The following is a 20,941-nucleotide window of genomic DNA, read 5'->3' as shown; positions in this document are numbered from 1 at the left end:
TAGTTGAAAGACAGGCCCTAAAGAAATCGAATCCGGCCCAAATATCCAACTGATGGTACGAAGCGCCCCCCCTCAAAAGGGTGGTGAAAAGCACGCAAAACCGTGACGTTTAACGAAACCAAAAAAAAGAGGCCACCTGGTGGTGACCTCAAGGGGTGGTTATCGTTGTCGATTAAGGAGTCGTTTTACATCCGGGATAGGTAAACGGCATCTTGCGTCGATCTAGGTCAAAACAGTGTTCGCCCATATCACGCAATGTCTGCGTGTTGCCCATCACTGTGTCCGTATTCTGGCCCAGCAACTCAGCCGATTTCATGGCTGGTACCTGCGTCGTGTAGTTGCCCGATGGGTCCGCATCGCGGCCAACGACCATGGTCTCCTTGAGCTGGTTCTGAGACACGCCGAAGTTCGTGCGTGGATCTGATGGGTTCAACTGTCCGCTCTCGATCAACGCATCCGTCCACTCCGTCAAATCCACTTGCGACCAGTCCACTGCAGCGAGTTCAAAGGCCGTAAAGCCGCCGCAGTTGATGTTGCATCCCCCCAGGGTACTTCCATCATTGGCGGACCTGAAACCGCGCGGCCGAGAGCCTGCCAAGTTCTTCGAGATGATCTGCGTGGAAATCACCCTCACGGCAATCGATTTGTAGCAGCAGTAGAGCTGCCTCTTCTCGACACAACCAAGGAGGAACACCTTCTTGTTGCAGCACGTATCAGCGAAGGTGCAGAGACGCCATTTGTCGTTCATCCCCCACTCGTACTCCTCCTTCTTGCAAGCGAAGATGATGTGACCAATGAGGCGCGCAATGCTGTAGATCTGGAAAGCGAGCATCAGGTTCTGGAAACCGGCAGTGAACTCCAACTTCCCACCTGGTCCCGACTGGATCACCATGCTGGCCAAGTCCTGCCCCCCAACCTGGGTGAGCACGTTATTCAGCCCTGACATGAGTTGCTGCTGGAACCCATCGATCAGGTTTGAAACACCCATCCCCTTGGGAGCATCAGCAATGCCAACAGGAGATGCCCCCCCGCCAAACAAGTTGTCGAACCCAGCTCGGAAGGGGGTGATGAATTTATCAGTGACGAACTGGGAGGCACTGGTGTAGGCATCCACTACGGGTGCTTTGATTTCACCAAAGAACCGAGAGACCTGGTTGTAGATGTCAGCGCCCTGCATGGCCTCCATCACGCCCATGCGTTGAGCCAGTTTGCCCAGCGTCATTGCTGCCTGCAGGTACTCCATCCAACCTGGTGCTGAAGAGGCACCTTTACGGGCTTCCTTGCAGCAGTTGGGTGTAAGGCCGATCTCATTGCCAATCGGGATCTTGCAGTACATCGCTTTGCCGCCAAAGATGTAGGGAGTGCAAGTCTGCGTGACGCTGGTGGGCTTCTCACCAGTTTCGAGGCACACCATGTCATCGATCATCGCGTTGACGGCCTCCATCGCACCCACAGCACGCGCGAAGTCCCCACCGTGCGATCCAGCCAAATTCGGCCTGTGGCATTGCGTGCCGAGGCAGCGCATCGCACCCGAGCATGAGTCGCCCAGCTCCTCAACGATCACTGGGATGTTCGACTGCTTCGTTTCTCCGCAGTCGTAAGCAATCGTCGGGTTGTAGCATTGACCTGTGAAAGGGCCCTTAAAGCGTGTATCGCAGCCATCGGCAGAAGGAACACGCTTGCAACTCGTGGAGTTTTCGAGGGGGACACCCTTGTCATCGGTTGCCAAGTTGCAGTCTGTGGCCCATTGCTGGCCATCTCGCATAAATGAGCGCAGTGTCCCTGCCTCGTTGTTCATGGTCGAGCAGCTCGTGAACGGCTCCGCGTCGGCCTGCCAGCACATCTGGTCATCAATCATCTTGATGGGAGGACCGTTGGGCACAGGCTCGGCTCCCACGCCGTTGTCGTAGTCAGTCGGCATCGTTGCTGACGCGTCAGTGCCCCAGTTCTTCAGCAACTCAACGATGCCTGAATTGGGAAGTCCAGGTCCAAAAGTGACCCCGCCAACGGTTCGCGTAGGCGCAGTGTCGGTACATACCAACTTACCACCCTTGCAGAAGCCGTCCGCAACGTACTCCATGTATTTCTCGCCACCGGCAAACGTGTTGATGGTGACAGAGTAGGCCTTGGCAATGAAACGGACCTCATGAAGGGAGCCGTCTCCAATGGCAGTTCCTGATGGCAACCATTGCTGTGAAGGGGAACCGAAATTGGTGAAGCCACCGGTAGCTCCCAACTCAGCACGAACACCGTCAAAGGCGTAGGATTTCGCGTCCCCACCCATCGGGTAGTGCATGTATTCAAGGAACCTGCCTTCACTCCCGCCCAGCGGGTCATCAGGAATCTCCGTACTGCATCGACCCTGACCAGGACACTGCGCAGCGCCCATGATGGGGAAACTCACGTCAATGGGGCCTTGAACGTTGGCCAACTCTTTCTTGTAGGTATAGAGCAGGTTTCCATCCGCATCTTTGACCTGTTTGCCGGTCAACGGATCAATGATGGGCACCTTGATCTTGTTGAAGGCCTTGACTGTCAGATAGTTGTGATCACCGATGAAGGAAAGGCCAAACGAGCGCTTGATGCCTTTGAAACCGTCTGGGAACGGATTCACCAGCGTCTCTGAGCACATCTGCATGTTAGGAATCCCGTAGGAACCTCCCTGCACGACCTCAATGCGTGAAACTGAATCACGCCTGCATTGACCCACCAACTCATTGGCCTTGGCGCTGGAGCTTGCGTTTGCGCCCGCGATCACACCCGCACGAATGGACGGGTCGCTGCTGTAATCCTTGCGATCACCATTCGCGGCAATCTGATCATTGAACGTCTTCCCGTAGCGATCTGCACTGGGGTTCTGCACATCGTCGTACATCGAAGCAATATTGGCCCCCAAAGCACCTGGGCACCAGCGGATGGGGTCTCCACCGATGGATGCCACTTCGCACACCTCGGGCGGATCAGACGGGCAAGGTGTCCCTGCAGCGGGTTCCGTATACGTGACTTTGGTTTGATACAGATCTGCCGTGAGGTAGACAGCCGTGGAGCCTACGGGCAGGGTGTAGTTGATGACTGGTTTGAACGCGTCTGCAGGCGAGCCATAGCTGACAAAGGGGCCGATGATGCGCTGCACGCCACCACCCGTTGAATACCCCAACCAGTGGTTGTACGTGAAGTAGTTCCGTCCCTTCGAGCTGGTGAACGGGGTATACGTGTACTTGACCGTGTGGGTGTCACTGACCTTTTCCCAATAAACGCTGGCCGTCGCACCCAGAGTGGCAACTTGCAGGTTCAGAGGACCACCCTTGTGTGTGCTTGGCTTCGTGATGGTCTGATACTCAACAGGGTTTGTACCTGGAATGGGTTCCTTGACCAAATCGAAGAACTCCACCTTCAGGATGCGGTGATTCGGGCTTGTCGCGGCTAAATCAACGTTCTGCCTTTCGCGGAGGACAAACTCTGTCTTGCGGCACCCATCACGCCGCAGATTGCGGCGGTTCTGCTCTGCTGCATCGCCTGCCAAAGCAGGGTTGTTGTAAAGGGTGTTGCCCAGATTGCTCAGCTGGTCCGCTTCTGACTTGTTGAAGCCAGGCATCACCTCTGTCAAATTGGAACGGCCTGCAGTTGTCTGGTTAGAACCGGGCTCAACACGGTCGGTGCTATTGACCTGGTTAGCCATGTCGGCACGTTGGAAGGTCGAACGTCCAATCGCTCCCCCAGCCTCTGCACCAGTCACAATTTCCTGAACGGTACGGGTGCCGGCGCGCTCTGCCTGTTTTTGGGCCTGTGCTGCCGCACCTGGATCTGCAATGATCTTGGGGTCCCGTACCGGTGGCTCGGTCGAATCGATCCGAGGGCCACGGACCTGGGTGGCTTCGCCATATCGGCCAGTCAGGAGCTTGGAAGCGCGACGGTTGATGAGCGTATCGCTCGTGGCGTCATCATCTCGCCTATCTTGCACTGCAGCCTCACGCTGCTGAGTGGTGGTGTCAAGGTCAGGGAGTCCTTGCGCGTATGCAGCAAATGACATGAATGGCATGCCAAACGCCGCCCATACCAGCATTCCCCTGCCAACAGCCTTGACAACGCGTTCACGGGTTGTGGGCACCATTTCAGTGTGGTCGTTCATCATCATGGGGTAATGCCGAAGCAGCAGTCGGTCCACTGGAACAAAAGATAGCTGTGGTCCTCACCTGTGGCGGGTACGTCTCTCCACATGCCCCATGCCGCCGTGCTTGATCCTGTGGCATGGGTGCATGTCCCAAAGCGTTGGGGAGGATTTACTTCCTGAACCTGTGAGGTGGTAGTAGCTGGAGCTGGGGCGCCGGGGAGCCTGCCGTTGACCTCAGGTGAGGGTGCTAGGAACTGCCACCGATACGCATCCTTGCGAATGATGAAACGCGTGTTGCGCTCACACAGATTGTCATTGCCTACTGTCTCGTTTAGCATTCCCAGACGATGCAGAAGCGAGAGCGCCCGTGCACCTGTCAAGCTCGTGAACTGCACGGGGTCAACCATCTTCCCGACACCATTTCCGAAGAATCCGGTGATTGGGTACATGTTTCCCCAAGTGCCAGCAACCCAGAACAGGTTGTTCAAAGGCTTGCCGAGAGTAGATGACGCCCCATCCACAGGCATGGCGAACATTGCGTTCACTCCCGTGAAAAGCAGCATCTCGGGGTTGATGAACGTGGTGTAGCGGCCAATCGCATCGTTCCAGTTTGGGAACATAGGGCTCGACTGCAGAAGGTCGAACTCCGTGAGGCCGTCAGGTGGACATGCGCCGTCATCGATCAAACGGAGCATGTAGATGAGAGGAAAGCTGTAAAGCGTCCAGTTGGCAAAAGCCTCATGGCGATCACTGCGGCCGAGGTTCGCCCCTCCATTCAAGAAATTGATGCTCGCAAACGGTAGCTCCATGCCACCCAGGGACGGTAGGCAATATGGACGGCGCGTGACATCCAAGATCTTCGCTGGAGCCCAGAATCCAACTGTGAAGCCGATGCGGGGCAACTGACCCTTTGTCAGGTCACCACCGCAAGCGCAGATGATCTTGTTTGTTCGATCTGCTGGCTCCCCGCTCTTACCGGGGATCATGGTGGCGCCCATGAGCTTCATTGGGAACATCCCAGACCAGCACACATCCTTGAACATGGTTTCCAAGGGGTTGTAGCTGCTGCATGACAGCTTCATCTGTTCGGCGTGGGCTGGAGTGACCGAGGTAGCCAGAAGCATCCCGATCACGAGGAGAACGGATTTCAATGATTTCCACATGGGAGTCAGCCCTTGGTTTGAGGGTTGAAGTAGCGGATGCGCAGTCGGTCGCCATCCTGTTCAACGATGGCAGGAACCGCTTGAATTCCAAATCGATCACCGAGGCGCTTAAAGAGAGGGAACACGGGTCGGTTGAATTTCCGCACCAGCTCTTCCATGGCCACGCCACCACCAGGTGATTGAATGGTGCTGCCGACAATGAAAACGTCAGCGGCTTTGTATTCGGGCCTGCGCAGCCACGATTGGACAAGCCGTACCTGGCGCTCATCGGTTGCGTCAACCGCGATCACTGGCACCTGCAGCTTTGTGTGGTCAAGGAGTCGGAAGGTTTGCCCTTCCTTGGCAAGCACAACTGTGCCTTTGCCGTCTGGACCTGGACCCGTCACATCCTCAGGGACAGTGAATGTGGGAACAAAATAATCCGTGGAGTCCTGCACCACCGTGGGCAAATCGAAATTCGGCTTGAGGTTCTGCGCAGCGCGTGAACGAGCACGCGCAAAAGCGCCCTCCCAGTCGTACTTCTTCGAGCGCTCCTCGATGACCGAGAGAATGTCGGGTTCGGCAATGGCATACAACTCGCCTGCCTTGTAGTTCCCGCCCTTTCGAGCGCGCTCGCGCGCGCCATCAATGCTCACGGTCCCCTTCACGGAATACCATTTGTCTTTGTTTTTGACGAGGTACACCGGGACCTCAGTAACGTTGTATGCACGAAATGCGTTCGGATCGACCTCGACAAGGACATCATCCTTGTACGGGTCAGGTAGAAGCATCCTGAGCTTTTTCAGGAGTTCTCCCACCTTCTGGGGCTCGAACCCTCTAACTACGAATCGAACGCGCTTTGCGCCTTCGTCCAATGCCTGCCGGAAGAGCGAGCGCAACACACCTTCAGGCATGCCTGAGGAAATGAAGATTTGTACATCGAAGTCCAGGGCGTTCGTGGCTGTTTCGCCTTCTGGCGAGACTTGCTTCGAATAGCTCTCGCGCATGTCTTGCATCCACGGCGCTGGTGTGGATGGATTGGCAGAGACGCCAAAGTCTCGAAGTGTGCCCTGAGCCTGCTGTTGAAGTTGAACAGGCTTGCTGACCTGGTGCGGGTTGTCCTGCCAAGGCGCGCGGGTTGCGGGTGCTTGGGCTGCAGCCAGAAGCGGCAGACTAGAACAAAGGAATAGCGTAGCCCAAGAATGCTTCACGATTTACAGCCCCCCAGTAGCGGGAATCAAAACTCTCTTTTGTGGTACCCATCAGGAAGAGCTGGCCTTCCTGCAGCGTGAATTCAGCGTCGAAGTCACCAGGCGCCTTACCTGGTATGCTTTTCGCCAGCCAAAGCCTTTCGGCGTGTTTTCCGTTGATCCAAAGCTCGGTGCCTTCGACCTTCACGGAATCACCAGCAATCGCTGCAATCTTCTTCACGATCCGGTCACCTTCTCTGGCGCCGACGCCTAATCCCGTCTTTGGCATACGGGCGAGAACGTAGTCGCCGACCTTGGGCTGATGAGGCATTCCCGGCTTCCACAGGTAGACCAGGGAAGGCATGCAGGCTGGTTGCCCTATGAGTCTTTGAACGTCTAGGCCTATACGAATCCCGGTGAGCCAAAGCCCAAGACAGATCAAACCTATGCAGATCGGCGTGGAGATGAGTTGGAAACGCACGAACGAGCGGACAAAGCGCATCCCTGCGCCACCCCGCTTCTCCGGGGGGCGTGCATCTGAAATGCTCATGGTCTTACCCTATCTCGCAGGTGGCTGCGCTGTCTTGGCTTGCTCTTTGGGCAAGAATCCAGCCGCTACCAACTCGCTGCGCAAAGAGTCCGTGATGTCTACGAGATCATCAGGGGCAACAATCACCACATCTGATCGCAATACAGTTGTTCCGCTCTCCGCATAGAGGCGCAATCGCTGCTGCAACTCGCTCGTAAAGGCCGCTGATTTCGCAGTCATCTCGCCGACTGGAACGGTACCCGTGGACACCTGTTCACTCAGCCCCATGATGTATTCCTGAACCAGCTTCTCGAAGTTCACTACAGCGATGCTCTTGCGCTCTGCTGGCGCTGAGAAATATGGACCACCGAACCTCACGACGCTCACCGCGACGATAAATGAGATGATGGCTATCACAATGGCATCAAAGAGCAAGCCTGACGCCGCCCCCCCATTTTTGGACGCCCCGGTGTTTGTAGTTTTGTTTTCGCTCATGTGTCACCCGTGCTTGGCAATGAAGCTCTCGATGGCCTCAACTGGATTGACGCCCTTTTCAATGGCGTTGATGATTTCCGACCGCTCTGGGTCTGAAGTGGAAAACAGAACCTGGGTGAAGCGGTCCACGACGAGGCGGGCAATGCCGACGCTCTCATTCGCATAGATCATCACTTCAGAGTAGGCACCCTGAACGCTGTGAATGGTGCGCATCTGTTGGAAGGAGTACGGATCAAGAGAGAGGTATCCCTCGCGCTCAACCGTCTCGACGGTTTCGCTGGTCTGCTTCATGATCAGCTTGAATGCGCTATTGGCAGCAATGGCCTTTCCAGAAGCAGATTGGTAGAGGTCGGCGATGGATTGGGTGACGATGATGGCGCTCGCGTTGTACTTACGGAAGCGGCGGAAAGCGTGCTCCATGAAGCGGGCAACCATTGGGTCGTCAAGCAAGTTCCAAGACTCATCAATGACCACCACGCGTGGACGGCCATCGTTTGACATGTAGATCTCCGCCTGAATTGCGGCAATGATCTGCATGAGGACGATCTGCTGTAGCGCGGGTTTGGGCCCGAGTGCTTCCAGTTCTAGGCAAACGAAGTCCTTGTTCAGATCCAAATTGGCTGTGCCGTTGAACCAACGTCCCTCAGAGCCGTGATCCGTGTACCGGTAGAGCATGTCGCCGATATCGCGGACCCGCTGGTTGTCATCCCCTTCGAGTGAGCGCATGTACTGGGCCACATCGGTGATGTTTGAGTAGTTGCCCTTGCTACCAAAAACAGCCTTGACAGCTTCTTCAATCCGCGAACGGTGATAGTCCTCCAATCCATCTTCGGGCGCCGCCATTTTTTCAATGATCGATTGAATCAGACCGACCTCATCATCGATGTCTTTGACATGGGTGAAGGGATTGAGGCATGGGCTTGAGTCGGGGTTGAACTCGATGAATTCGCCACCGAGCCACTTACACAGCTTGTAGTACGACCGACCGATATCGATGGTGAATACCTTCGCCCCCATTGAGAGATATTCGGCAACCATGGCCTGTGTCAAAAAGCTCTTGCCGGCGCCAGATTCAGCAAAGATCACTGCATTCGCATTGGTACTCGAATCCCGGAGGTCCAAAGACATGATTTGGCCACGACGACTCTGCAGCAGCATCGCGTAACCCTTGTCCTTTTTGAGCTGGTGGGAGCTTCCCTTCCACTCCCCCAGGATGGGCAAGAACGTTGTCGCATGTTCAACGGCCATCGTTTTGAAACGGAAGGTGTTCTTGATGCTCTCTGCAGAAGGGAACATTGGGAAAGCGTTCCAGAACACTGGCCACATGACCAACTTCTCTTCGCCCATTGCAAACTGGAACGCCTGGAGGTAGGTGCGCATCGCGGCCATCTGGCGCGATAGGGGCTCGCGTTCTTTGGCATAGACAGAAACCGAGAGAGATGCCTCAACGACCGTCGCACCAGTGTCAATCGCCGACACCATGATGTCCATGCCCTGCTTCTTTGCACCCAGCTTCGGCACAAACTTGATGAGCGGTCCGAAGGCCTGGTAGGTGATCATCCCGGCTTTGGTCTTCACAGCAGAAGTCTTCTTGTGCTGTGCCGGATAGTGCATCGTCAGGTTGATGTGATACGGAAACTTGATCTGGTTGTTTGCGCCTTGTGGGTCACCGATCATGAACGCCATAAGGTGCAAGGCGTTCTCTTTCGGCCAGCGCTGAACTGACAAGATCTGATTCAATGTGCCATCTGAGAACTCCAGATGGTCTTCATGAGTGGCTATCCACTCTCCTGGAACAAATACCTGCTCATAGAGCGGTTGATCTTCGCGAACATCATCGACTTTTGGCGGTTCGAACGGATGCGTAATCCGGTGCGCCAACCGCACATATTCCTTGTCCGTCATTCGCTTGGTGAACAGCCCGCATGCTTGCAATGATTCGGAGAGCTTGGCCCCACTTTCCGAGAGCAGCTCCAGTTCAACCTTGTCCGCTTCTTCGCCCTTGTAGGGCATCTTGAGGGTGATGACCACGAACCGGTCCAAGAGCTTTGTCCCGAAACTTGGCAAGTTCGATTGCTCACGCCCTTTGGACATGAACTCGATCCGGCGCTTGTAGTAGGCCTCGACCCCTTGCTTTGTCGTCGCGTTCTGGAGCCGATGGATACCCATCTCGCGACGCGCCTCGTATCGCCCAAGCGGGATATCGATGTCGGGCATTGCGAACAGGCTCACCTGAACAAAGCTGCCTTCAGGGAGAGGGAGCGAAAATGCTCCCTTGAGCATTTCCGCTGTCGTGTCATCTGCTCCATTGACCGGGTTGCCCCAGTAGCACACTCCGATGTGGCCATCGTTGCAGAGAAAAATCCCCGTATCGGCGTCCTGCGCTATGACCGGAATGTAGTCATTCGGACGGTAGCGTTCGGCGGCGCGACTCATCGCGCGATGCAGAGCAGACATTCAATCCCCCTTGTGTGTAGTCGTGCCTGGCTGCTCAGATGGGGGTGACGATGGTCAGACCCGACGAGATCACGCCGTCGATAACGCCGGGTCCGAAACCCGCCGTCAGAGCCATGGCGACCGCAACCACAGCAGCGATCACGGATTGCTTGATCACGCCCACACCCAGACCCACCAGAAGAGCGGAGACACCGAGCGTTTTGCCCAGCGTTCCGTTTGCCCAGCCAGTGATCTGGTCATAGACCTGGGTGAACTCCGTACCACCCGCACCGGCCATGCTGCTCATCGAGCTGAACATGAAGCCGATGAAGAGCGCCAGCATCAGCAGCTTTTCGACGGAGGGGGTCTTGCGCGTTTGCGTGCCGGTAGCAGCGGGCAGGAAGCGCAGAGCGCTGTTGAAAGTGAAAGGGAACATGGCAATCCTCATGGTTGAAAAATTAACGGGGGATGAATCCAGCGGGCATCCCTTGATGCCTCACTTCTTGTTCGCCGTAGCTCCAGCGCTTCGGCGTAACCTCGGTGTAGATATGCGTGGCCCAATTCAGGTTGTCGCTGCTGTCAACCCACGGCGCCACCCATATCCGCATCACTTGACTCGCCTGACGAATAGGGCGCGCAGGGGGCTCGGCCGCAGTCAGGAGTTGTGATGAGGGTGCGATTTCAGTCAGGTCGCGTGCAAGCTCCTCAGTGGGGTCTTGCTGCTTGATCTGACCGCTGTCTTTGGCCCCCGTTTTCCACTCGTCGGGCGTTCTTCCGTTACGAATGGCTTTGGGCGTGTTGTGCGTGGCCTGGTAGACCTCCAGAGGGGTCGGGCAGTTGTTGGTGGAGGCGTCACAAGCGAACTTGGACTCGGACGCAGTGTTCAAAGCGCTCGCACATCCCGTCAGTGCAACGACCGCAAACAAGGAAACGAGCGCCGCAGGGCGATATGAATTGAGCATTTGCTTCACCATTGAGCTTTTGTGGATGGCTTTGCGGCAGGCGCATTGACGCCAGGGATTGCGACCGGCACTTGATGGGCGCCGACTACCGTTGCAGCCTGTGCGTTCGCACCAATCTGAGTCGCCGTGTTGGACCCTGCCCCAACTTGCTTGGCAGCAGCCTGTGAGTTGTGGAAGGCGGTTGGGGTACCGGAGTGGTCATCGTCTTCATCACGTTGACCACGGGCAGCGACAGGCCGCGATCCGTTTTGCCCGTTGGGTTCGACATACCGTTCCAGCGACGTAGATCCCTTGAGGGGGAGACTCATACCGCGCGTGACGATGACGGTTGCCACCTGACCAGCCTGTGTCTCAACCACAGGGAATGTCTCTTTCGCCATGTCGAGATAAAACTTGGCGATCATGTTGGTGGCGGAAGAGATACCGCCAGCCAGCCCCCCTTGCGCGATGGACGAGAGCGAGTCCGACTCGTACAAGTTGGCGTCCATGCCTGGATTGATGTTGATCGCTGGCACCTTTGAACGCGTCAGGCTCTGGCCGATGCCGCCCAAAGCACCGGCAAGCAACGACTGCGCAATCATCTGACCCTGCTTAGAGACGAGGCGACCTGGAATGCCAACCTTGCCGTCTGTACCGACAACATACGCTTCCAGCTTGGTGTCGAACACCTTGCCGTCATGGCGCACGCAGGCAATGCTTTCAGTGCGGATGAGTGCGCGTTCGGATGCGAGCTGGCCAAAACCAGCACCCATGACGAAACACTCTCGGACATCGATGGATGCGAAGTTCGGCAGGACCGCTTCTTTCTTCACCCGAATCAGCACTGGTGTCGGGTTCTTCTGCGAAACCGAGGACGTTGGTGCGTCCATACCATTCAGGAGAACGCCGGGGAACATAGATCCACCAGGGATGTATGCCGTTTCGTTCTCGCGCCGCTTCTTGGGCTTGGCATCGGTCGCCGCAGTATTCAGCTTCAACTCAGCCTTTTGCTCGTCCATCTCGCCGCCTTCGCCAAGGAGCCGAATGGTTGCGGCACCAGGTACTTCGGCCTTGGCTGGCTCTGCGCTTGGCGCTCCAGGCGCACTAGGGACGCCACCCGATGGGGACGCTATGGAAGGTGCAGAGTGCGCTACCGGTGGCGGCGGTGGCAGAGTGGGTGCCTTTGCGGCGGGAGCATCAAAGACACTCGTACCGGGCTCCAGTGGGGGAACAGTCGGCTCGGAAGAACGTGTTGCGCCGCCCTCTTCTGGAGGTGCTCCCTCTGGCCTTGCCTTCTTTGAATCTTCCAGATTGGACAGACGGCGCTCAAAAGTCGTGTGCATGTCCTTGAAGGACTTTTCCATCCCGTCGAACCGTGCGCCGAACTGCTCCACTCCCGTTGCGCGCTGCGGGCTAACGACCGTTACCTCCGGCTTGTTCGCACGGGGAGTGCGAGCAGCTTTGCGCTCCGTCAGGTTGGTCAGCACCCACGACACGCCTACGACCACGCTGATAGCTGCAACAGATAAGACAATCCTGCGCGTCTTGGGCTGCAGGTTGTTGAGCGATTGAGTGATGCTCATTGCGCCTCCATTGCCAAGTTCGCCGCAGACTTGGGCTTGTCCGCCAATAGGAAGACATACCCCGATTGCTCAGGCTTCAGCGCAATGTTGGGGAAGAAGGAAACGGCTTTGATGCCCTTGCGATAGAAAGCTGTCTCCGTAAGGTCCACGTTCTGACCTGACTTGTTGACGATCTGGTAGCGATACAGATCTACAGACGCACCGGTAAACGCGATTTCAGGAGTCACTTGCAAGGGGCCCATGCGTGCTACACCGCCCTCCAACGGAACCGGGTTGAAGCCAGGAACCTTGCCGCGTACTGCCTGAGCCATCAGCGACCGGATGAAGCCCATGTAATCACTGGCGCGAGGAGTGGTGATCTCTGCCTCTTCTTCACTCAATGAGGCGACACTGTTGCTAGCGCGCAGATCCTCCAGCTTGACGATCACCGACTGACCTGGGATGGCACCGGAAGGAATGATCGTGAGCGAGATGGATTGCGAGGTGTTGGCCTGGTCCACGATGAAGAGGCCGATTGGCTGCTCACCGCTGGGGATGAAATACACATCACTGCCAACAACCTTCGCCATGGAGGACGAGGTGTCGATCACCACCGGCTTACCAAAGGGTGTGGCAATACGGTTGAGCAACTTGCTCGACATGCGAACAATCTCATTGACACCGTTGCGGGTGTGAATGACAAATGGCTTGAGGCTCGGATCGTCCTTCTTCAGGCCTGGGAGGTTGATTTCGCGCTGTACCGCATCAAGCCCAACACCACCCTCACGTTGCCCCTCTGCAATCGCCTTCAGGGGATCGATGGGAGGCTTTCCAAGTGGGCCCTTGGGAAGAACAACAGGAGGAGCTGTGCGCACCAACTTCGAGTCCCCTGTGTTGGGACGTTCGACAAACCGGTTGGACCCTGTAGGTGCTTCTGCCCCGGCCATGCGGGAAGCTTCTTGGACGACTGTCGGAGCCAATGGCTTGGACAGTGGCTTCGAAAGCTCAGCATCAATTGCTGCCTTCGTCTGCGCAACAGCTTCCTTTGCCTTTGCAGCATCGTCGTTCGCGAATGCAAATCCAGCCATTACGGCCAACAGCAACGCCGAGACTCGCGCCTTCGTTGATCGCATCAGTTCTGCTCCTTAGATTCGGTTTCCTTGACGGGCTTGGACACGCCCTCAACGACTTCTTGCACTGCACCAGTGCCCTCTGGGATGGGAGTGCCAACTGGCTTCATCCCGTCGAGATCGAGAAGCTGCTCATTCGCTTTGTCTGCAGCAGATTGCTTCTTGCGGTAGCGCGCAGGTGTTGCGTATTCGGGTATCTCGACACCTTCACGCGAGCTGCGGTTGACGTGCCAGGACACTGTTCGTGGAATGGTTCCCTCATAGGAGAGGAAGTGGGAAACCCACGGGCGCCCCTCGCGGATCGTGATGCCCATCTCGTAGGTGACCTGCTTCTGGTACTTTTGCGAACCAGAGGTGGCCGTAATCAGCGTTCCAGTGACGAATACGCGGTTCGTTTCTGGCTCGTACTGAATCGAGTTGGGTTGGAAGGTGATCACCGAACCCGAGGCCTTGAAAACTGGGTCTTCAATCAGCGTCAGAAGCTGACGGCGAAACTCGGTGTAGATCTGTGGGTCCATGAATGCCGAAACGGCATCCAATACCACCGTCGAAGACTTCGGCTGGATGTTCCCCACCAACGTGGCGATATACATCCCGAAGCCCTTGATGTATTCCTTGTTGGCCGAATTCCATGCAACCTCAGCCTTTGCATCAAGCATGGGGGGCACCAGAACGATGCGCTCGCGCTCGCCAGATATAGTCGCCAGTGCCCAGACAAAACCCGCGCCAAGAATGATGTTGGAAAGGAGCAATCCCTTCGTCATCAGCTGCAGCTCGCGCATGTTGCGCATTGCATCTTTGAACTTCATTGATGCACCTCGCGCATAGCGCCACTGTCGAAGCGTTTGTTCATCGACATGAGTCCTGCCCACCAGGCCATGTGGAACAGAACACCATCCATGCGTGCGTTCTTGAAGCGGCCGAACAGCTTCACGAACACGTAGGTGGAGATGAGGCCCAACATCAGTTGGTCCCACATGAAGAGCACAACAAAAATCACCAGCGCAGGGAAGAACTCGTCAATTTCCCAGAAGAAAACCTGCATTTGGTCGTCAACGTGATTTGGTATTGGTTTTTCAGTCATTTCCCAACCTTCACAAGCACAATGGCATTAATTGGCTGCTCATATTTGGCGCCGCCCATGATTACGTTTGCGGTATTCAATCCACGCTCTTTCAGGCGTGCAGCCAGTTCACGCCATGCGGTCATCATGTGATTTACACGCTCTTCAGTCATTGGCCCATCATTCAAAAACTCCACATAAAACCGTCCGGTTTCATTGGCTTTGAACTTTTGAATACTCAATTGGCCCTTAGCGCCGAGAGAAGAACCAACAACGGTGAAAGAATGGGATTCAACAATTGCCGAGTTCTGCGCAACTCGAATTGCATTGCTCTCTGCATCAGAATCGCCAATTCGCTCCATAGTGCGTTGGAGCCTGCTCTTCTTCATATCGACGCCTGAGACCCAAATGACGCGCTCTTCAGGGTTCAGGCGCTGATCATTTGCCACGTTGCTCAGAACAATTTCTGATTGCTCAGAATTGCCAATTGCGGCATGCGTAGTAATTGCATCCCGCTCAATCCACATAGCTTTTCGCTGAGTGGGCGGAACATCAATGAATTGAGGGGCACAGCCAACGGCAGCAGTAGCTACCAAAATCAGCCCCAAGATTCGAAGTTTCACCGGCCTATCCTCTGCATGTGCTCATTGAGCGGTAGCACAGATATTACGAGGCCGAACATGCAAAAAGGGGTGCGAAAAGCACGCAAAAACGTGACGTTTAGCACCCCTGCTGGGAGCCGTCCTTCCCAGGACGGCTTTATGTCTACAAAGACTATTGAATGGTGACTGGCTGCTCAGTAATAGCGCCGAGGTCGGTATCAACTGACACCCGCAGATCTGTCAACCTGGTGGTTCCCAGCCATGCCTTGGGTACAGCAAAAGACTTGGAAGTAGCCTTTTGGGCGACTCCATCAAGTGTGTAGTTCCAAGTCGTAGTGCGCAGTACGCCCGCATCGACCTGGCACTCTGGCGTGAGCAGGACACCGCTGGAAGTGCTCGTTTGCTTCACAACGCAAACAGGCTTCGGAGGGTCTTTCACTTCAACGGGAAGCGCCTGCTCCCCATAGTTCCCGGCGCGCGTGATCGTGCGGACTGTGACCTCGTACTGTCCAGGCGTTTGGAAATTCACGTAGTGGCCTGTGCCGGTGAATTCACCAACCTTTGTCTGATTGATGAGCACATCATTTCGCAGGAAGGAGTCTCCCCGAGGCATGCCCAGGATTTTTAGGCCCAGGTAATAGGACCCAGGCGCAAAGAACTGACCCGGATACTTCGAAACAATGGAGGCCTGTGTCTGCACGCTTGCAGGAGGCAGAATCGTGAACTCGTCCGAAGTAACGTTCGTCACATTCCCACGGGTGTCACTCACTTGCAGTGCAAGCTGGTAAGTTCCTTGGCTTGTGATCGACAGATTTCCCGCCACATCGCTACCACTGCTGCGAGTCACATTTTGTGGAAGTGACCAGGTGTACGACAGCGGCTCGCCGTTGAGGCTCTTCAGATCGAAGTCGGGGGTTTCCACGTAATACTTCACAACGGCTGGAACATCCGTGATTTGAGGTACCAACTTGATCCTCCAAGTGCTGGGCCAGTTGTAGGCCCAAGTCTTGATGCTCAAGGTAGCCGCCGTGGTCTCCTCTGGATAGCCCTTCACATAGGTGTAGTAGCTGATCACCTTATCCCCTGGCGCTGGCGTGTACAGCAGATCTGTACCGTCAACGCGCGTTCCATCTGGAAGCATCCAGTAGCCCAGAACCTCGTAGGACTTGGCGGCAGTAGTGGGCACCACATCGTTGATGATGGCCTTGTAGGTGTATTGCTTTCCGGCCTCGACGTAAGACGGCCCCTGCAACGAGGCTCTGGCCGCCAGAGGATTGACGGCTTTCACCCCAATCGTCTTTTTCACGTCAGCAGCTGGGTTATCCGGCGCGCTCGCTGCACGCCCCAGCACTTCAATGGAGTAGTTCTTGATCTCGGTAGGCGTGAAAGTCAGAGTCGGTGTGTTCTCACCCGAAACCTGCTCAACACCACCAGTGGTGATGATCCGCCACTGGTAGGAGGCGTCAAATCCCTCTTGAGCCTGAACCTTCAACTCAACAGGACGGCCAACCAGCACCACGCCTGGTGCGGTGACGGTGAAAGTGGGCACATCGAATGCCGTGAGTGTCAGCGGTTCAGTCTTGAACTCAGCGCCGGAATACTTGTTGACCAAGACCGCACGGTAGGTGGCACTGCCCACGCTCTCCATTCGGACGGTGTAGTTCACCCCGGTTTGCTCAATGCTTTCCGTGCGCATGACGCGTGTCCAGTTGCCATCCTCGCCCAGCACTTCCCATGCCACTGCCTTCACATTGGCAAGCATCTTGGCGTTCTTGACGTTGGCATTCAGGGTCTGCGCAAAAGGCACTTTTCCGCTTGTCGCCCGTGCAGTCAAAGTCGCTTCGATAACGTCACCTGCAGCAGTCACCAGGGCACGGCTTTTAGAGGTTACCGCGCTGTTGATGACCGCGCCATCGTTGACCATGCGCGCCTCTGCCACGATGAAACGGGTACCAGCGGTCAAGCGCCCAAGGTTCACGCTAAATTTTCCTTCGGCGTCTACTGGAACTGCCGTGGACATGGATGCGCCAGACTTCTCATCTTTGATGGTGACCTGCCATTGACCCATCGACTCGGGCTCAAAAACCACCGTCTGACCACGAGCGATCCCGATAAAGCCACTCACGGTTGTTTCGGCCTGGTCGTGTGAGGTGAAGGTCTTCTCGAAATCAACCAGAGGGCCCTGCGGTACTCCAATGAAATCGAACTCTTGCACTGTCTTGAACTCAGGAGCTCGCTGGTACCAGGACTCAACCTTTACCTTGCTTTCGGCCCACGGCGTATCAGCCTGCATGACCAGCGCCACGTTGGACTCAGGGATCGAGCTGTTGAACTCCTTTACGGAGTCGCCGGGATAAGTGACCCGCGTTGTGATCTCCCGATAACCGGCCTTGACGTTCACGATACCCAGTGAACGGGGCTGCGACTTGTCAACGGTCGCAAACATCTTTCCAGGGAACTGTGCCGAGTTCTTGGCGTAGAAGGTATCAAGCAGCTTGTCGTTTTTGAATGTCAGCGCTATGGGACTTGGGGTTGTCCCTGCGATGGTGACTGACCCAGATCCGCTCTTCACGGGGTAGAAGGCTGTTTGGCGCGTAGCTGGATTGGTGTAGACGACGCCCGGTGTGTACTCGATGGTGTTGTCGCCCACCAAAGGCAACGACCCGCGAAGCGCGTTAGCAGCATACGGGTTGTACTTCATACCTTCGGGAAGCGCGCCGAAGCGGATAGCGCAATTCACACCGGCCGTCTGCGACAGCATGTAGTCGGGGCGAATCATGCTCAACGTGTTGCAAGTCTCTTTGCTTGCGCCTTCAAGCTTTGCCTGCACATCTGCGTCTTGAACCTTGATAGCCACGCTCGTGTGAGACTGAGAAACCTTGATCTTGCTTGCAGGGTTCCACGCTGTGGTCTGCAAAACGATGTTAGGTGCATCTGGTAGATTGACCCACAGTCGCACATCGCGTGCAGCTTCTTGATCGGTTGAATCGCCCACAAGCACTGGATAGGTCCCTGCCACGTTGGCTTGGCGAGGAAGCTCGAAGGCGGCAGATTGGGACACATCTTGTCCATTGACTTTTAAGCTTTCGACGCTGCCGGAATCGACAACGACAGGCAAAGCAGCGACATCCAGCGAACGATTGTTCAACGGATTGATCGGTGCCAGGCGGGTGCTGATGCCTGGAAAGTCTTGGACGATGGGGAGAGATACTGGAACCGCAAGCTCGGGTCTCTTGTATGTGAAGTTCACGGAGCTTTCGGCCACGGTGGCGCCCGCATTCACGGTGGCCTTGATGGTCATCGGTCCATCGCGGAGTGCAGGATACCCTGTCGCCAGTACCGCCCCACTGGACCCGCGCACCATCTTCAGTGGGATCTCATTCCCGCCTTGTATGAGTTTGAGGGGGGATTGAGCATCCGAGATCGTGAAGCGGCCCTTGATTTCCGCACGGTCGAGGGGCAGGCTCTGGACAAGTCCTTGCTTCATACCCACTCGAACCTCTTGGACTGAGTAGGTCCCCGCAGGGAGAGATGCTGATATGACCTGGGCCACGAAGCCAGCATTGAGAACGGGATACTGGGCCTCCGTGAACTCACCAGTGATCTTGTCCGCGATCACATCTGGTCGAGACTCTACGCGCTGAATTGGCAGTTTGTAGTTGACCAACGTATCGTCATTCCGTAGCAGCACGTATCCGGTCACAGGATCACTGGGCCTGTCACCCGTCGCCATGTCGAATGCATAGCCACGAATTGTCAAGACACCAGATGGCGTGATGGTCGGATTACCGGCATCACAGACGTTGGTGCCATTGACTTCACAGACCGAAGACACGAGCGCGGCCTGCGCGCTCGACATGTATCCGCTGCAGAGGATGATGGCCGCTGCAGCGGTTGCACGCAGATGATGGCTTTGCTTCATGAACTTCTCCCGGTGGGTGGTCATTTCTTTGCTACCTGAACGCTGTTGATCTTTTCCAGCACGCGCTCGACCTTGCGGGCGTAGATCAGCCGCTTGTAACCAGTGCTTGCGTTGTATGCACCGATGGCCTTCCATGTGAAGCCATGCGTTGCAATGCTTTGAGCCAAGATCCAAGCACCGACATTGGTGTTGATGCAGGGTTCAACCAGCTTGTCTTTGGTGATGCCATATGGCTCCAGCTTCGGGAGCCACCAGTCGTTGATTTGCATATGCCCGTAGTCAACCGAACCGTTCTTGTTCGTGTTGATGGCGCCTGCATTTCCATTCGACTCGACAGTCGATATAGCCTTGAGGAGTTCGACCGGAATTTGATACCGCTGCGCAGCCTCTTCAAAGCAGGCAGCGTGGGCGAACGAGAAAAAGAAGAGCGCGAACGAGATGAACCACGATTTCATAGCATCTGATGCTACGAAGTCGCCCCCCTCAAACCACCCCTAAAAAGTAAGCAAAATCCGAGCTTTTCGATTTTGTGAGCGATTCATGCCGCAGCCAATTGCAGCTGTCGGTTTCTGGCCGCTACGCCAGGTGGAGTCAGAATTCGCGGCACCTCATGCTCTTTGAGGACATCGCACCAGTAGCCTTGCAACTCGCTGGCTCCGAGCTTGACCGCTTGCGTTGCGATCTCAGAGGACTCAATGTGTTCCGCAACCACGATGGCTCCAGTTCCCAAGCTGGAGATGAAATCGAGACCCGAACGATCATTTGCTTTCAGAACCCTCGGCCTGAACACTTCGATCATGCGCTCCTCCAAGTCTGTGCCGGCAACATCATCCAGCGCAATTTCACCTCCGAGGCCTCGTATGCCCTCACAGAGGTTCTTGATGCGCTGGAATCCCCAATGGTGACGGATCAGCTCGTTTCTCTCCACGATCTCGATGACCATTCCAGGAACCATGTGCTCGGCCATCGCCACCACCCAATCCAGATTAAGCATTGACGAGGCCTCGACATTGCAATGAACCCTGAGCTTGGACTTGTAGGCCGTGCAAAGGAACCGCGCCGCTTTCAGTGCTGCAATATCAACCTCAAGCATCTGGCGGCGGTTGGTGAAATCGACCCGATGCCTGTACAGCAACTCAAACCCCAGGATCTCGTGCGACTCACACGCGAGCATGGGCTGAACGCGGAAGTTTGCGAGAGCACTGACATTCACAGGCGCTTCTGAAGATTTGCAACCCATAGCCACCACGCAAAAGAAAGACCGGCGATTGCCAATGGAGCCACCCACGTTGAGACGTAGATAGGCACGAATAGCCAAGCGACCAACGACACTCCGACCAACTTGGCAAGGTCCACCCCACGCTTGTGCAGCATGGGGCTCTGTGAGGAGAAAGACGCTTTGGCAATCTGTCTGCGATAGTGGCCATCAGCCATAGCGGCCAGAATGCAGGGAAGAGCAAAAAGCGTCCACATCAAGAGCATTCCGCCCCGATACAGGATTACATGTGTCCAGACAGTGCCTGCGAATGCACGCTCCATCAACCAACGATCAACTTTTTCGTTTCCCGAGAGTTCAGCACTTTCGAAAGCATGACCGACTTCTCGATTGACCGTCTCCAGCAAAGAGAAGATCTGCTCCATGATCCATTGGTCAGTTTCATGCCCAAGCCACGCTACGAGCTGGCGCTGCTCAGCGTCACGCACTGCGTTGAAGATAGGCAGCGGCAACAGTACAAGAACTGCCAGGGTGCCAAAGAGCACAACGACCAGCGTCAATGAAGCAAGCGAAGGCTTTCCCTCTTTCCCCTTTTCTGCCAT

Annotated in this window: 17 protein-coding genes; all 17 read right to left on the bottom strand. The window is 55.8% G+C overall.

Translation table 11 applies throughout. From position 1 onward, the window contains the following. Nucleotides 1-172 precede the first annotated feature (172 nt). A complete protein-coding gene (gene traN / locus C8C96_RS23995) occupies nt 173-4,129 on the bottom strand; it encodes a conjugal transfer protein TraN (protein ID WP_233584402.1) in 3,957 nt (1,318 codons plus the stop codon). A 2-nt stretch (nt 4,130-4,131) separates the two neighbouring features. After that, nucleotides 4,132-5,274, bottom strand: a complete 1,143-nt coding sequence (locus C8C96_RS23990) for a TraU family protein (protein WP_121944227.1) — start codon at nt 5,272-5,274, stop codon at nt 4,132-4,134. Between the two features lie 5 nt (nt 5,275-5,279). Beyond that, nucleotides 5,280-6,260: a TrbC family F-type conjugative pilus assembly protein gene (locus tag C8C96_RS23985; RefSeq protein ID WP_233584393.1), complete on the bottom strand. Its 981-nt coding sequence runs from the start codon at nt 6,258-6,260 to the stop codon at nt 5,280-5,282. 166 nt (nt 6,261-6,426) lie between these two features. Next, entirely contained in the window at nt 6,427-6,993 is a 567-nt protein-coding gene (gene lepB / locus C8C96_RS23980) for a signal peptidase I (protein WP_233584391.1), read from the bottom strand. A gap of 9 nt (nt 6,994-7,002) precedes the next feature. Further along, nucleotides 7,003-7,467 carry a TrbI F-type domain-containing protein gene (locus C8C96_RS23975; protein ID WP_121944224.1) on the bottom strand — a complete coding sequence of 155 codons (465 nt, stop codon included), beginning with the start codon at nt 7,465-7,467 and terminating at the stop codon, nt 7,003-7,005. A 3-nt stretch (nt 7,468-7,470) separates the two neighbouring features. Next, nucleotides 7,471-9,924 (bottom strand): type IV secretion system protein TraC, encoded by a 2,454-nt coding sequence (traC, locus tag C8C96_RS23970; RefSeq protein WP_233584387.1) that lies wholly within the window; start codon nt 9,922-9,924, stop codon nt 7,471-7,473. Between the two features lie 34 nt (nt 9,925-9,958). Next, complete coding sequence (traA, locus tag C8C96_RS23965; protein WP_233584382.1) at nt 9,959-10,339, bottom strand: TraA family conjugative transfer protein; 381 nt, start codon at nt 10,337-10,339, stop codon at nt 9,959-9,961. A 22-nt stretch (nt 10,340-10,361) separates the two neighbouring features. Next, nucleotides 10,362-10,865: a type IV conjugative transfer system lipoprotein TraV gene (gene traV, locus C8C96_RS23960; protein WP_233584380.1), complete on the bottom strand. Its 504-nt coding sequence runs from the start codon at nt 10,863-10,865 to the stop codon at nt 10,362-10,364. A 5-nt stretch (nt 10,866-10,870) separates the two neighbouring features. Then, nucleotides 10,871-12,427: a TrbI/VirB10 family protein gene (locus tag C8C96_RS23955; protein WP_121944221.1), complete on the bottom strand. Its 1,557-nt coding sequence runs from the start codon at nt 12,425-12,427 to the stop codon at nt 10,871-10,873. Continuing rightward, nucleotides 12,424-13,539: a type-F conjugative transfer system secretin TraK gene (locus C8C96_RS23950; protein ID WP_121944220.1), complete on the bottom strand. Its 1,116-nt coding sequence runs from the start codon at nt 13,537-13,539 to the stop codon at nt 12,424-12,426. The genes C8C96_RS23955 and C8C96_RS23950 overlap by 4 nt, the downstream gene beginning before the upstream one ends. After that, a complete protein-coding gene (locus C8C96_RS23945) occupies nt 13,539-14,345 on the bottom strand; it encodes a TraE/TraK family type IV conjugative transfer system protein (protein WP_121944219.1) in 807 nt (268 codons plus the stop codon). Before C8C96_RS23945 ends, C8C96_RS23950 begins: the two co-directional genes overlap by 1 nt. Then, on the bottom strand, nt 14,342-14,620 hold the full coding sequence (gene traL / locus C8C96_RS23940; RefSeq protein ID WP_121944218.1) for a type IV conjugative transfer system protein TraL: 279 nt from the start codon (nt 14,618-14,620) through the stop codon (nt 14,342-14,344). The genes C8C96_RS23945 and traL overlap by 4 nt, the downstream gene beginning before the upstream one ends. Continuing rightward, the gene (locus C8C96_RS24755; protein ID WP_147455728.1) at nt 14,617-15,222 is read right to left on the bottom strand and encodes a hypothetical protein; all 606 of its coding nucleotides are present in this window, start codon (nt 15,220-15,222) and stop codon (nt 14,617-14,619) included. Before C8C96_RS24755 ends, traL begins: the two co-directional genes overlap by 4 nt. Before the next feature lie 151 nt (nt 15,223-15,373). Further along, the gene (locus C8C96_RS25245; protein ID WP_233584373.1) at nt 15,374-19,123 is read right to left on the bottom strand and encodes a hypothetical protein; all 3,750 of its coding nucleotides are present in this window, start codon (nt 19,121-19,123) and stop codon (nt 15,374-15,376) included. A gap of 20 nt (nt 19,124-19,143) precedes the next feature. Further along, complete coding sequence (locus C8C96_RS23930; protein WP_121944217.1) at nt 19,144-19,578, bottom strand: lytic transglycosylase domain-containing protein; 435 nt, start codon at nt 19,576-19,578, stop codon at nt 19,144-19,146. Between the two features lie 83 nt (nt 19,579-19,661). Then, the gene (locus tag C8C96_RS23925; RefSeq protein ID WP_121944216.1) at nt 19,662-20,336 is read right to left on the bottom strand and encodes an EAL domain protein; all 675 of its coding nucleotides are present in this window, start codon (nt 20,334-20,336) and stop codon (nt 19,662-19,664) included. Further along, on the bottom strand, nt 20,333-20,941 hold the full coding sequence (locus C8C96_RS23920; RefSeq protein ID WP_121944215.1) for a DUF4400 domain-containing protein: 609 nt from the start codon (nt 20,939-20,941) through the stop codon (nt 20,333-20,335). Before C8C96_RS23920 ends, C8C96_RS23925 begins: the two co-directional genes overlap by 4 nt.

It is taken from the genome of Acidovorax sp. 100, assembly GCF_003688355.1.
Lineage (GTDB): Bacteria > Pseudomonadota > Gammaproteobacteria > Burkholderiales > Burkholderiaceae_C > Acidovorax > Acidovorax delafieldii.
The sequence above is the reverse complement of the archived record's forward strand: the minus strand, read 5'-3'. Positions and strand labels throughout refer to the sequence as shown.